At 66.9% G+C, this 12,751-nt stretch carries 11 protein-coding genes; 6 read left to right on the top strand and 5 right to left on the bottom strand.

Annotated features, from left to right (window positions below):
• Positions 1–72: 72 nt before the first annotated feature.
• Positions 73–1,305, top strand: a complete 1,233-nt coding sequence (locus QX121_RS10770; RefSeq protein ID WP_315811905.1) for a YbfB/YjiJ family MFS transporter — start codon at positions 73–75, stop codon at positions 1,303–1,305.
• 167 nt (positions 1,306–1,472) lie between these two features.
• Here the strand turns inward: QX121_RS10770 and QX121_RS10765 are convergent, their stop codons facing one another.
• From QX121_RS10765 to QX121_RS10755, 3 genes are all read right to left on the bottom strand, one after another.
• Positions 1,473–2,255 (bottom strand): molybdopterin-dependent oxidoreductase, encoded by a 783-nt coding sequence (locus tag QX121_RS10765; RefSeq protein ID WP_315811904.1) that lies wholly within the window; start codon positions 2,253–2,255, stop codon positions 1,473–1,475.
• Between the two features lie 14 nt (positions 2,256–2,269).
• Positions 2,270–2,923, bottom strand: a complete 654-nt coding sequence (locus QX121_RS10760) for a cytochrome b/b6 domain-containing protein (RefSeq protein WP_315781706.1) — start codon at positions 2,921–2,923, stop codon at positions 2,270–2,272.
• 216 nt (positions 2,924–3,139) lie between these two features.
• Positions 3,140–3,694, bottom strand: coding sequence for a fasciclin domain-containing protein (locus QX121_RS10755; RefSeq protein WP_315770585.1), 555 nt, complete (start codon positions 3,692–3,694; stop codon positions 3,140–3,142).
• 481 nt (positions 3,695–4,175) lie between these two features.
• Here QX121_RS10755 and QX121_RS10750 point away from each other — a divergent pair, with 481 nt between their 5' ends.
• Positions 4,176–4,544 carry a hypothetical protein gene (locus QX121_RS10750; protein ID WP_315811903.1) on the top strand — a complete coding sequence of 123 codons (369 nt, stop codon included), beginning with the start codon at positions 4,176–4,178 and terminating at the stop codon, positions 4,542–4,544.
• A 12-nt stretch (positions 4,545–4,556) separates the two neighbouring features.
• Here the strand turns inward: QX121_RS10750 and QX121_RS10745 are convergent, their stop codons facing one another.
• Complete coding sequence (locus QX121_RS10745; protein WP_315797905.1) at positions 4,557–5,744, bottom strand: DNA topoisomerase IB; 1,188 nt, start codon at positions 5,742–5,744, stop codon at positions 4,557–4,559.
• A gap of 377 nt (positions 5,745–6,121) precedes the next feature.
• Between QX121_RS10745 and acs the strand changes: the two genes are divergently transcribed.
• The gene (acs, locus tag QX121_RS10740) at positions 6,122–8,074 is read left to right on the top strand and encodes an acetate--CoA ligase (RefSeq protein WP_315811902.1); all 1,953 of its coding nucleotides are present in this window, start codon (positions 6,122–6,124) and stop codon (positions 8,072–8,074) included.
• Positions 8,075–8,263: 189 nt separating this feature from the next.
• A complete protein-coding gene (locus QX121_RS10735) occupies positions 8,264–8,797 on the top strand; it encodes a L,D-transpeptidase (RefSeq protein ID WP_315812021.1) in 534 nt (177 codons plus the stop codon).
• Between the two features lie 84 nt (positions 8,798–8,881).
• Here QX121_RS10735 and QX121_RS10730 read toward each other — a convergent pair whose 3' ends face one another.
• On the bottom strand, positions 8,882–9,136 hold the full coding sequence (locus QX121_RS10730) for a DUF1674 domain-containing protein (protein WP_315740657.1): 255 nt from the start codon (positions 9,134–9,136) through the stop codon (positions 8,882–8,884).
• A 195-nt stretch (positions 9,137–9,331) separates the two neighbouring features.
• Between QX121_RS10730 and QX121_RS10725 the strand changes: the two genes are divergently transcribed.
• Positions 9,332–10,684 (top strand): RsmB/NOP family class I SAM-dependent RNA methyltransferase, encoded by a 1,353-nt coding sequence (locus QX121_RS10725; RefSeq protein ID WP_315811901.1) that lies wholly within the window; start codon positions 9,332–9,334, stop codon positions 10,682–10,684.
• 244 nt (positions 10,685–10,928) lie between these two features.
• Positions 10,929–12,644 (top strand): heparinase II/III family protein, encoded by a 1,716-nt coding sequence (locus tag QX121_RS10720; protein WP_315758723.1) that lies wholly within the window; start codon positions 10,929–10,931, stop codon positions 12,642–12,644.
• Positions 12,645–12,751 lie beyond the last annotated feature (107 nt).

The raw sequence follows: 12,751 nt of genomic DNA, 5'->3' as shown, positions 1-12,751 counted from the left end.
ACCATTGCCGCCGCACGTCTTCTGGACCGGCGCGCCGAGCTGCTATGTTCTCCAGGATCGCCGCTAGAGAGCATGGACTGCCGGACGATCGCTGCGCCGGAGCATGTCTTGCTGAATCCCACGCCCGATCCGCCTCCGGCCCATCCGGCGCGGCTCAACCTGACGCTCTCGCTCGGCCCTATCGTCGGCCTCGGCATCGGCCGCTTCGCCTATGCGCTGGTGCTGCCGGACATGCGCGACTCGCTGCACTGGTCGTACTCGGCCGCGGGTTTCATGAACACCGTGAACGCCGCCGGCTATCTGATCGGCGCGCTGATCGCGTCGCGTCTGATCGGCCGAATCGGCGCACCGGCGACGGTGCGTGGCGGAACCCTGGCGGCGCTGGCCTCGCTCGCGGTCTGCGCCCTGACAGGCGACTTCGTCGCGCTCAGCCTGGCGCGGCTGATCACCGGCATCGGCGCGGGCGTCGCCTTCGTCGCGGGCGGCACGCTGGCGGCGCGGATCGCGCAATCGCGGCCGGCCCAGGCGAGCTTCATCCTCAGCCTGTTCTATGCCGGACCGCCGCTCGGCATCGTCGCCTCCGGCCTGGTGGCGCCGTTCGTGCTGCAGGCGTTCGGGCCTGGCTCGTGGTGGATCGTCTGGCTGGCGCTGACCGCGCTTGGCTGCGTGCTGATCCTGCCGCTGCTGCTGACGCCGATCCCGGCGATGGCGGCCGTGCCCGGCGGCGGCGCAGCCCCGGTCTCGCTGCGGCCGATGGCGATCTATCTGTTCGGCTACTTCCTCTATGGCGCCGGCTACATCGCCTATCTCACCTTCATGATCGCCTATGTCCGCGACCTCGGCGGCGGCGCCGCCGCCCAGTCCGCGTTCTGGTGCCTGATCGGGCTGGCCGGCTTCACCACGCCGTGGGTGTGGCGCCGCGTGCTGGCGCTGGATCGCGGCGGTATGCCGGCCGCGATCATCCTCACCATCAACGCCATCGGCGCCGCGCTGCCGGCGCTCAGCCATTCGCCAGCCATGCTGGCGCTGTCGGCCGCGATCTTCGGCGTCGCCTTCTCCACCGTCACCACGGCAACCACCGCGTTCGTGCGCTTCAACCTGCCGCAGGCGGCGTGGTCGCGCGCGATCGCGGCCCTGACCATCGTGTTCGGCATCGGCCAGACGTTGGGTCCGTTCGTGGTCGGGGCGATCACCGATGCGATGGGCAGCCTGACCTATGCGCTGAATGTGTCGGCGGCCTTGTTGCTGTTAGGGGCGGTCATGGCGGCGATGCAGGGGAAGTTGAAAGCCGCCGATCGAACCTAACAAATGGTGTCGTCCCGGCGAACGCCGGGACCCATACCGCGGAAGCCATCGAGGGACGAGGCTGCCAGTTGCCCGCGTCATCACCGCCGGTGGCTATGGGTCCCGGCTCAAGGCCGGGACGACAGCGGAGGATGTGGCGGCGATCGCGGCTCAATCGATCGACGTCTTCAGCTCCCGCTGAACGAATTGTACCCCTGGTCCTCCCAATAGCCGCCCTTGTAATCGTTGGTGACTTCCATCGCGACGACGTATTTCGGGTTCTTGAAGCCGAGCTTGGTGGGGACGCGGATCTTCATCGGGAAGCCATAGGCGCGCGGCAGGATCTGGTCGGCGAACTTGAAGGTCATCTGGGTCTGCGGATGCAGCGCGGTGCGCATGTCCAGAGGCGAGTTGTAGCCGTCCTTGTCGGCGCAGTTGAACCAGACATATTTCGCGCGGGTGTCCGCGCCGATCAGCTTGAGGAAATCGCGCAGCGGCGTGCCGGTCCAGGAGCCGATCGCGCTCCAGCCCTCGACGCAGATGTGGCGCGTGATCTGCGTCACCTGGGGCAGCGCATGCAGCTCGTCGAGCGTCCACGACTTCTTGTTGTCGACGAGGCCGCGCACCTCGAGCTCCCAGTCGGCGGCGTCGATCTCCGGCGCCTCGTCGAGCGTGTAGTAGGCATTGAACGGGAACGGCTTGGTGATCGCGCTCTCCGGGAAGGTCGGCGCCAGCGCGTCCGGATTGAACATCCAGGCCTGCACCGCGTCGTTGAACTTCGAGACCTTCTTGAGCAGCTCCTCGGCGGTGTCGCCATCGACGACGTCGCAGCCGGCGAGCAAGGTCAGCGCGCCGAGGCTGGCGCCACCGGTGATGAAGCGGCGCCGCGTGAGATCGGGCATCACCTTCAGCGAGTCCTTGATCAGGAGCCGCTTGTCGACGCCGGGAATGAAGAACGGACGTTTCGCCATGGCTGTCTCTCCTCTCAGCGGCCGATGATCATCGCGCGCAGGCTCTTCGGCACCAGCAGCGCGAGCAGGATATGGATCACCAGGAAAGCGCAGATCAGCGCCATGCAGACGAAATGGACGTAGCGCGCCGCCGGATAGTCGCCGAACAGGCTCACCAGCCAGTGCAGCTGCACCGGCTTCCACATCGACAGGCCCGTGAGCACGACGACGATGCCGACGCAGATGATGCCGAGATAGAGCAGCTTCTGCACCGCGTTGTAGACGGTGAGGTCGTCATGGGCGAGCTTGAAGGTCAGCGCGGCCTTGAGGTCGGCGATGACGGACGCCGGCGAGATCGGCAGCAGCTTGCGGCGGAACCGGCCGGTAGCGAGACCGGTGACGAGATAGGCAAGGCCGTTCAGCATCAGCAGCCACATCGCCGCGAAGTGCCACAGCAGCGCGCCGCCGAGCCAACCGCCGAGCGTGAAGCTGCGGTCGAAGCGGAAGTCGAACAGCGGCGAGGCGTTGTAGATTTGCCAGCCCGACATAATCATCATGATCATCGCGACGGCGTTGATCCAATGCATGACGCGCACCCAGGCCGGCTGAATGACTTTGGTCGCGACTGCGGTTGCAGGCCCCTCGGTCGCCGCGAGGGTCGAGGGGGCGCTGGTGGTGGCGCTCGTCATGGCGGTCGGCTCCGTCGCTTGCATTTACGTCGCTTGCATTCGTCACGCCAAGTATACGCCGGCTCGGCGGGCTCCGTTACACCCGCGGCGCCGATCAAAACGATACGCAGAATCGATCGCGTTCACAAAAAAGCGAGCCGGGGGTGGCCCGGCTCGCTCCTGGTCACATCCGCGAGGAGGAGGAAGAAACGGATGTGTCCGGTGTCGCGCCGGGTCTCAGGACGCCGGCATCAGCACGGTGTCGACCACGTGGATGACGCCATTCGACTGGTTGACGTTTGGGATCGTCACCATCGAGGTGCCGCCCTTGGCGTCGACGATCATGACGTTCCTGCCCTCGCGCTTGACAGTGAGCTGCTCGCCCTCGACCGTCTTCAGCATCTGGCCGTCCTTCAGGTCGGACGCCTCGAGCTTGCCGGGCACGACGTGATAGGTGAGGATCTTGGTCAGCGTCGCCTTGTTCTCCGGCTTGACCAGGCTGTCGACGGTGCCGGCCGGCAGCTTGCCGAAGGCGGTGTTGGTCGGCGCGAACACCGTGAACGGGCCCTTGCCTTCCAGCGTCGGCACCAGGCCCGCGGCCTTCACCGCGGCGACCAGCGTCGTATGATCCTTCGAGTTGACCGCGTTCTGCACGATGTTCTTCGACGGATACATCGCCGCGCCTCCGACCATCACGGTCTTCTCCTCGGCGCTGGCGGGCGCGACGAAGATCGAGGTCAGCGACAGCGCGCTGAAGGCGGCGGCAGCGAGAAAGGCAATGCGCTTGGACATGGGTAGCTCCCTAATGAAGACGGCGGCAGAGCCGCACGATGAGTTCGACTGCGACATCGATGCGTTGGAGAGCGCTGTTGCTCTCGCGTCGTGTCGGGCCGAGCTACGGACGCTTTTGGAAGCTGGTTTCGGCGAATAACTTAACGTGATCCGTGAAACCTCAGGGCATCGAGATCGTCTCGCCGACTCATTGAACGAGAGCCGCGCCGCAATGTCGCAGCCTGCTGCGAACTGATCACTCCACATCGGTCATTGGCCGACATCGATGCGCGATCGCCAGCGCCATTAACTACGATGCGAGCCGAGGCCGGCCGAACCTGCCGAAAACATTGCGAGTAAGACTTTCTTAAGGTTGATTGGTCGGCACGGCGCCGGCTGCGGGAAGGGGATGTCCCGCACTGTCCGGCGCGATCGGCGGGGGTTTCCTACAGTGAACAGAACGATCTGGATTGCGGGGTTCTGCCTCGTGATAATCTGCTGCTTGCTTGCAACGAAGATGGTGCTTGCCGCGGTATCGCCCGGCGACATCGCGGGCGAAGCGACGTCGTCGCTGATCCGCGAGCCGATTCCCGGCGTTGATACGTTGAACGAGTCCGATCGCAGTTTCGAAACACCGCCGCTCGATCTCAACGAAGGCGCGCGCCTGCCGCTGCTCTCGAGGGCCGTGCGCGCGGAGGGACGTGGTGCGTCGGCTGCCCGCCGCGCCAAGCCAGCCAGCAAGTCGACCGTGCTGCGGCCGGCCAAGCGCGAGGCCGCGACGGTGAAGAGTGCGGCGGTGCCGTGCCGGCAGCTCGATCCGATCGCCCGCTTCCTTGCGTCGGCCAAGATCGGGACGCGCTGCCAGGCTTGATCGTTAGCTGCGTCAGGCCGAGACGGCCGTCACCACTTGCGCCAGCAATTGCTCGCGCCGCGTCTGCGAGCGCTGGCCCTTCATGGTGGCGGCGAAGCGTTCGAGAATGCCGTCCTCGAACGCCGTGACGATGGTGTCGTGCACATAGCTGCGGCGGCAGATCGCCGGCGTGTTGGTGAGCTCGTCGGCGGCGGCGCGGATCGCTTCCAGGATCTGCTTCTTGCGGCCGCGCGCGCTCGCCGCCGGCGTGATCCGCGACAAGGTCTCCAGCGCGACGGCGGAGGCCATCAGCGTGCGGAAATCCTTCAGCGAGATCTTGATGCCGGCGATCTCGCGCAGGAAGGCATTGACCTGCGTGGTCGAGACCGCACGCACGACGCCCTGCGCGTCGCGATACTGGAACATGCGCCGGCCGGGCACGCCGCGCAGGATGCCGACGGCCCGCACCAACTTGGCGGCGTCGCATTCCTTGCGCACGGCCTTGCCGCCCTTGGCCTTGAAGGTGAGCACCAGGCTGTCGTCCTCGAGCGCGACGTTCGACTTCAAGAGCGTGGTGGCGCCGCGGGTGCCGTTCAGCCGCGCATAGGATTCGTTGCCGGGGCGGATTGCCGTGCGCGCGATCAGCTCGATGACAGCAGCGAGCGCGAACTCGCGCGTCGGCTCGTCGCCGGCGAGATGTTTCGACACCGCGCGACGGATGCGCGGCAGCGCGCCGACGAGCTTGGCGAGGCGATGCGCCTTGCGATGCTCGCGCACCTTCTCCCAGTCGGCGTGATAGCGGTATTGCAGCCGGCCGGCGGCGTCGACGCCGACCGCCTGCAGGTGCAGGCTCGGGTCGGGGGCGTAGCGTACCTCGCGATAGGCCGGCGGCACCGCCATGGCGTGCAGGCGGCGGATCGTGCCGGCGTGGCGGATCGGGGTGCCATTGGCGCGGATGAAGGTATAGCTCTTGCCGCGCTTGATGCGGCGGATGGTCAGCTCGGCCTGGTCACCGAGCTTCAGCCCGATGCGCTTGGCGAGCTCCTCGACCGAGGTCTTGGCATTGCCCTGGGCGTCGGCGGTCTTGGCGTGGGCCAGATCCTTCAAGGTCAGCTTGCGGCGCGGCGGCTTGGACGGCCACTGGCCCAGCGCTTTCGCGAGCGCGACCTCGGCGTCGGCCGGGCCGACCCGCGGGCTCTCGAAATTCTGCTGGTCCATCATTGCTTTAGACGCCCTGCCGTCGTGTTGATCCGCTCAATGCCCCGGAGTCCGGTTTGGTTCCGGCCCAGTTATCCACAGCTTCAAGGCGATTTAGGGCGTGATGGGCCGGATAGCGAGTCCCTAATTTTGGGCAAAGCGGTTTCAAAATACCGGACGGCGACCCGATTCTGGGTAACCTTGATGCTGCTGATTGTCGCGACCTCTGCCGCGCGGCCGGCTGCCGCAACCTCCGCGCACAATTCTTTGATCCTGCGCAGACCGGGTCCCCGCCGAAGGTTCTACTTGTCTTGCCTTGTCGCCGCCGGTTACGCGGACGCATAGTGGGAACAACGACGGCCTGCGCTGGACCACGGCGGGCCGCATGTGGAGGGTGTGAAATGTCCGAGAAGATCTACGACGTTCCGGCCGAGTGGGCGAAACGCGCCTTTGTCGACGACGCGAAGTACCAGGAGATGTACGCGCGCTCGATCAAGGATCCCAACGGCTTCTGGGCCGAGCAGGCCAGGCGCGTCGACTGGGTCAAGGCGCCGACGAAGATCGAGAACGTCTCCTTCGCCCCCGGCAACATCTCGATCAAATGGTTCGAGGACGGCGTCCTCAACGCCGCCTACAACTGCGTCGACCGTCACCTCGCCACCCGCGGCGACCAGACCGCGATCATCTGGGAGGGCGACGACCCCTCGCAATCCAAGCGCATCACCTATCGCGAGCTGCACGACGAGGTGTGCAGGATGGCCAACATCCTGCGCAACCGCAACGTCAAGAAGGGCGACCGCGTCACCATCTATCTGCCGATGATCCCGGAAGCCGCCTATGCAATGCTGGCCTGCGCCCGCATCGGCGCCATCCACTCGGTGGTGTTCGCCGGGTTCTCGCCGGACTCGCTTGCCCAGCGCATCAAGGACTGCGATTCCAAGATCATCATCACCGCCGACGAGGGCCTGCGCGGCGGCCGCAAGGTGCCGCTCAAGGCCAATGTCGATGCCGCGCTGAACAAGGTCGACAATGTCGACTGGGTCGTCGTGGTCAAGCGCACCGGCGGCAAGATCGAGATGAACCCGAGCCGCGACCTCTGGTACCACGAGGCCGCGGAGATGGTGACCACCGAGTGCCCGTGCGAGCCGATGCATGCGGAGGATCCGCTGTTCATCCTCTACACCTCGGGCTCGACCGGCCAGCCCAAGGGCGTGCTACACACCACCGGCGGCTATCTCGTCTACGCCGCGATGACGCATCAATACGTGTTCGACTATCACGACGGCGACGTCTACTGGTGCACCGCCGACGTCGGCTGGGTCACCGGCCACAGCTACATTCTCTATGGGCCGCTGGCCAATGGCGCGATCACGCTGATGTTCGAAGGCGTGCCGAACTATCCGGACAATTCGCGGTTCTGGAACGTCATCGACAAGCACAAGGTCAACATCTTCTACACCGCGCCGACCGCGATCCGCGCCCTGATGCAGGGCGGCGACGGGCCGGTCAAGAAGACCTCGCGCGCGTCTCTGCGCCTGCTCGGCTCGGTCGGCGAGCCGATCAATCCGGAAGCCTGGGAGTGGTATCACCGCGTCGTCGGCGACGACCGCTGCCCGATCGTCGACACCTGGTGGCAGACCGAGACCGGCGGCATCCTGATCACGCCGCTGCCGGGCGCGACCAAATTGAAGCCGGGTTCGGCGACGCGGCCGTTCTTCGGCGTCGTGCCGGAGATCGTCGATGCCGACGGCAAGCCGCTGGAGGGCGCGACCGAAGGCAATCTCTGCCTCACCCGCTCCTGGCCGGGCCAGATGCGCACCGTCTATGGCGACCATGCCCGGTTCGAGATGACCTACTTCTCGACCTACAAGGGCAAGTACTTCACCGGCGACGGCTGCCGCCGCGACGCCGACGGCTACTATTGGATCACCGGCCGCGTCGACGACGTCATCAACGTCTCCGGCCACCGCATGGGCACCGCCGAGGTGGAGAGCGCGCTGGTCGCCCACGCCAAGGTCTCGGAAGCAGCCGTGGTCGGCTATCCCCACGACATCAAGGGCCAGGGCATCTACGCCTATGTCACCCTGATGGCCGGCGAGCAGCCGAGCGAGGAGCTGCGCAAGGAGCTCGTCGCCTGGGTGCGCAAGGAGATCGGCCCGATCGCCTCGCCCGACCAGATCCAGTTCGCCCCTGGCCTGCCCAAGACCCGCTCCGGCAAGATCATGCGCCGCATCCTGCGCAAGATCGCCGAGGACGAGCCGGGCGCGCTGGGCGACACCTCGACCCTCGCCGATCCCGGCGTGGTCGACGACCTCGTGCAGCACCGTCAGAACCGCAAGGAGAAGCAGGCGTAGGCACGCCGTGCCCGGCGGGCGCGAGACGCGCTCGCCGCGGTCGTCAAGGCTCATCGCACTCCCGCGGCTGATTCCGCGGGAGTGTTGTTTTCAGGTCATTTACTTGCAGACGAAGTTTTTCTTTCCTCAAGCCATCCGCGTGCTCCCGGCCGGGGAGCGGGCACCTTGACGGCAGGTGAGGGGATGGCGATGCGGACTGGGGCGGTCGGGCTGACAATAAAGGCCGCGATGGTGGCCGCGTCGGTGGTCGGAGCCATGGTCACGACGGCCGACTCTGCGTCGGCCCGTCCCGAGCTGGTCGCCATCGCCGGCGACTATTCGCCGGGCACGATCGTGGTGAGGACCGGCGAGCGGAAGCTCTATCTCGTGCTCGATGGCAGCCACGCCATGCGCTACACGGTCGGCGTCGGCAAGGCCGGCCGGCAATGGGCCGGCACCACCAAGATCGACGGCAAGTACAGATATCCGGCCTGGGCGCCGCCGGCCGACGTCAAGCGCGACAAGCCCAACATCCCCGACGTGATCCCCGGCGGCTCGCCGCAGAACCCGATGGGCGTCGCCGCCATGACGCTCGCGGGCGGCGAATATGCGATCCATGGCACCAACGTGCCAAACTCGGTCGGCGGCTACGTGTCCTACGGCTGCATCCGCATGCTCAACACCGACATCACCGATCTCTACGAGCGCGTGTCGATCGGCACGACGGTGGTTGTCACGCGCTGAGTCACCGTTGCGATACGGGAGCGCAGCGAACGCGGGACCGGCGAGCCCGGCGCCGAACCGCGAACGTCGCGCGCGGACATCCCGTCAGAAGTCCGAGATGATTCCCTTTTTCTCCCAGTCGCCGTAACGGGTCGGCTCCGGCCCTTTCGGCCCCTGCAACTCCGTCGGCATCGGCTTCGTCTGTTCTGCTGCCAGTCGGCGGCGTTCCTCAGCCTCGGCCAGCGCGCGCTGCGCGGCCGGCGTCAGCGGCTTGCGCGGATTGTCGTTGCTGGCGACCACCGACAATGCGGGCCTGGTCTCAGGCCCGCTCTTGGACTCACTCTTGGGCTCGTTACTCATCGTACCATTCCACCGTTGAACCGGATCGTTCCCGATATCATCAGATCGTGTGAGCGCACGCGATAAAACAGGTCTAAAAAATGCGGAGCCGATTCTTACATTTGGCATATTCCGGTGACAGAGGACCCGCAAGCTGATGGCATGCACCCGATCGTCGCGGAACTGCCTTTCTTCTTTCGCGAGTAATTCCCAGGCATGCCTCCGCCGCGTTTTGCGACCCCTTCCGAAGTCCCAGGCCTGGCGGCACGCCGCATTGCCGCCGACGTGGTCGACGGCGTGCTGCACAAGCATCGCACCCTCGACGATCAGCTCGACGGAACCGGCGCGCATCCCGGACTGAAGCATCTCGCCGACCGCGACCGCGCGCTGATGCGCCGGCTGGTCGCCACCACCCTGCGGCGGCTCGGAACGCTCGGCCACGTGCTGTCGCGGCTGTTGGATCGCGGCGTGCCGACCGACGCGCCGCGGGCGCAGAGCGCGCTCTTGATCGGCGCCGCCCAGATCCTGTGGATGGACGTCCCCGACCACGCCGCCGTCGACCTCTCCGTCCGCCTGGTCCAGGCCGACCGCCGCGCAGCGAAGTATGCCGGGCTCGTCAACGCGGTGCTGCGGCGCTGCGCGCGCGAGGGCGCGGGCCTGCTCGACGACGCCACCGGCCAGCCGCTCGACATCGCACCCTGGCTGCTCAAGCGCTGGATCGATCATTACGGCGAAGCGACCGCGAAGGACATCGCCGCGGCGCTCGGCCAGGAGCCGTCGCTCGACCTGACAGTGAAGTCGGACCCGGCGCAATGGGCGTCGCGGCTGCATGGTGAGGTGCTGCCGACCGGCACCGTGCGCACCGTGCTGCATGGTTCGGTGACAGTCCTGCCGGGCTTCGCCGAGGGACAATGGTGGGTGCAGGACGCCGCCGCCGCCCTGCCGGCACGGCTGCTCGGCGACGTCGGCGGCAAGACCGTCGCCGATCTGTGCGCGGCGCCGGGCGGCAAGACGGCCCAGCTCGCCCATGGCGGCGCCCGCGTCACCGCGGTCGACCGGTCGCCGGCCCGGATGAACCGGCTGAAGGACAACATGACCCGGCTGCAGCTCACGGTCGAGACGGTCGTGGCCGATGCCGCCGAATGGCAGCCTGCCGAAAGCGGCGGCTTCGACGGCCTGCTGCTCGATGCCCCCTGCACCTCGACCGGCACCATTCGGCGCCATCCCGATGTGGGCTGGTTGCGCAGCGAGGCTGACATCACCGCCCTGTCCGCACTCCAGGCGCGGCTGCTGACCCGAGCGAGCGGCCTGCTCAAGCCGGGCGGAACCCTGGTCTACTGTACCTGTTCGCTGGAGCCCGAGGAGGGCGAGCAGGTGGTCGAGCGCGTGCTGGCCGAAACCACCGAGCTGCGGCGCATCCCCGTCACCCCTGGCGAGGTGGCAGGACTGGCCGAGCTGGTCACGCCGGCCGGCGACCTGCGCACTCTGCCCTGCCATTTGCCGCACCAGGACCCCCGGCTTGGCGGTCTCGACGGATTTTATGCGGCGAGACTGGAGCGGCGGCCGTGAGCGTGTCATCGTGCGCGCCGTGCGCCGGCCCTGCGTCGGTCGCGGGTTGAGGGCGTCGGCGTTGCGTTAGTCCGTTAAATCCTGATTTTGCACCAGATTCTGGTCCCGCGATGGTGCTGCACCGGGGCCAAAAATGGTGTATCGGCGGCAGTTGCGATCTATGAAGGATGCGCAACCGAATCCCCCTCTGAATCCAAGGCTTGGCGTGTCCGCCGCTCAACGCAGACGCATATCGACGCTGGTGATGGGCCGCTTTGCGCGCAGCCTGATGTCCAACGTCAGCGGTGTATCGGTATCCGTGTCCGGCTTGTGGCCCGGACGGGCGGACCGACTCATCATTGCGCCGCATGATCTGCGCACTTCGGACGCGACGCGGGCCGCCGAGATCTATGCCGGCCGCTTCGTCTTCGCCGGCAAGATCGTGACCTGCCACGGCCGCTCGATCTTCGACCTGGAGCCGCCGTCGGAGGATTGGGAGGTCGCCCTGCTCGGCTTCGGCTGGCTGCGACATCTGCGCGCAGCCGACACCGCGCTGACCCGCGCCAACGCCCGTGCCCTGGTCGACGACTGGATCACCAACCAGATTGGCCGCCATCCGCTGAGCCGGCGCGCCGACGTGCTGGCCCGGCGGGTGATCTCGTTGCTATCGCAGGCGCCGCTGGTGCTGGCCGATTCCGACGGCAAGTTCTACCGCCGCTATCTTCGGGGGCTGACCCGCGAGATCCGCTATCTGCGCTATTCGACCATCGACATCCCCGATGGAGCGCCGCGGCTGCAGGTGCTGATCGCACTGTGTTACGCGGCGCTGTGCCTCGCCAACCAGGCCAAGCACATCCGCAGCGCGACCCGAAAACTCTCCGACGAATTGCAGCGGCAGATCCTGCCCGATGGCGGCCACGTGTCGCGCAATCCGGGCGCGCTGATCGAGCTGCTGATCGACCTGCTGCCGCTGCGGCAGACGTTTGCGGCCCGCAACATCGCCCCGCCTCCGGCGCTGCTCAACGCCATCGACCGCATGATGCCGATGCTGCGCTTCTTCCGGCACGGCGACGGCAACATGGCGCTGTTCAATGGCATGGGCGGCACCCCGTCCGACCTGCTGGCGACCCTGCTCGCCTATGACGACACCCACGGCACGCCGATGGCGAGCATGCCGCATTCCGGTTTCCAGCGGCTCGACGCCGGACCGATGACGGTGATCGTCGACACCGGTGCGCCGCCGCCGCCGCATCTGAGCCATGAGGCCCATGCCGGCTGTCTCGCCTTCGAGATGTCCTCCGGACCGTGCCGCATCGTGATCAATTGCGGCATGCCGTCCACCGGCCGCGACAATTGGCGCGCCTTCGCGCGCAGCACGGTGGCGCATTCGACGCTGACCTATCACAACACCTCGTCCTGCACCTTCGTCGAGATGTCGGCGATGAAGCGCCTGCTGCATGGCGCGCCGATCGTGTCGGGTCCGACGCGGGTCGAGAACTTCCGCGAGGTCGTGCCGGACGGCACCGTGCTGTCGACCTCGCACAATGGCTACGCGGCGAAGTTCGGCCTCGTCCACCGCCGCGTGCTGGTGGCGGCCGAGGACGGCTCCCGGCTCGACGGCGAGGATACCGTGACGCCGGCGCAAGGCGCCCGACTTCGCGGCGGCGGCTCGGACTACGCGCTGCGCTTCCATCTGCATCCGGCCGTCAAGGCCAGCCGGCTCAGCGACGGCCGCGGCGCCATGCTGGTGCTGCCCAATCGCGAGGTCTGGACGTTCGAGACGTTCGACGATCGCGTCGATCTCGAGGACAGCGTGTTTCTCGCCGGCAATGACGGTCCGCGCCGCACCACGCAGCTGGTGATCCGGCAGGACGCGCAGCAAGCCCCATCGATCCGCTGGAGCTTCGTGCGCTCGTCGGCGTCGCCGACCGAGACCAACGGACGCCGCAATGCTCGGAGAGAGCCGGAATTGCCGCTGTAACACCCTGGCTCTCGCTTCTCAGATCATCTCACATCACCGTCCGTCGAGACGTCCGCCTTCGGCGGGCCCTCGGGACGCGGCCGATATTCGGGCGAGACCGTGCACCC

It is taken from the genome of Bradyrhizobium sp. SZCCHNR2028, from assembly GCF_032380995.1.
Taxonomy (GTDB): Bacteria; Pseudomonadota; Alphaproteobacteria; order Rhizobiales; family Xanthobacteraceae; genus Bradyrhizobium.
Note: the sequence above shows the minus strand (reverse complement) of the source record. Positions and strands in the feature narration are given on the sequence as shown.

Bases quoted from the DNA above. Each gene is read 5' to 3' on its own strand.
- QX121_RS10735 (WP_315812021.1), top strand. From the start codon at position 8,264: ATGCGGACTGGGGCGGTCGGGCTGACAATAAAGGCCGCGATGGTGGCC.
- acs (WP_315811902.1), top strand. From the start codon at position 6,122: ATGTCCGAGAAGATCTACGACGTTCCGGCCGAGTGGGCGAAACGCGCC.
- QX121_RS10765 (WP_315811904.1), bottom strand. From the start codon at position 2,255: ATGGCGAAACGTCCGTTCTTCATTCCCGGCGTCGACAAGCGGCTCCTG.
- QX121_RS10720 (WP_315758723.1), top strand. From the start codon at position 10,929: ATGGGCCGCTTTGCGCGCAGCCTGATGTCCAACGTCAGCGGTGTATCG.
- QX121_RS10725 (WP_315811901.1), top strand. From the start codon at position 9,332: ATGCCTCCGCCGCGTTTTGCGACCCCTTCCGAAGTCCCAGGCCTGGCG.
- QX121_RS10755 (WP_315770585.1), bottom strand. From the start codon at position 3,694: ATGTCCAAGCGCATTGCCTTTCTCGCTGCCGCCGCCTTCAGCGCGCTG.
- QX121_RS10770 (WP_315811905.1), top strand. From the start codon at position 73: ATGGACTGCCGGACGATCGCTGCGCCGGAGCATGTCTTGCTGAATCCC.
- QX121_RS10730 (WP_315740657.1), bottom strand. From the start codon at position 9,136: ATGAGTAACGAGCCCAAGAGTGAGTCCAAGAGCGGGCCTGAGACCAGG.
- QX121_RS10760 (WP_315781706.1), bottom strand. From the start codon at position 2,923: ATGACGAGCGCCACCACCAGCGCCCCCTCGACCCTCGCGGCGACCGAG.
- QX121_RS10745 (WP_315797905.1), bottom strand. From the start codon at position 5,744: ATGATGGACCAGCAGAATTTCGAGAGCCCGCGGGTCGGCCCGGCCGAC.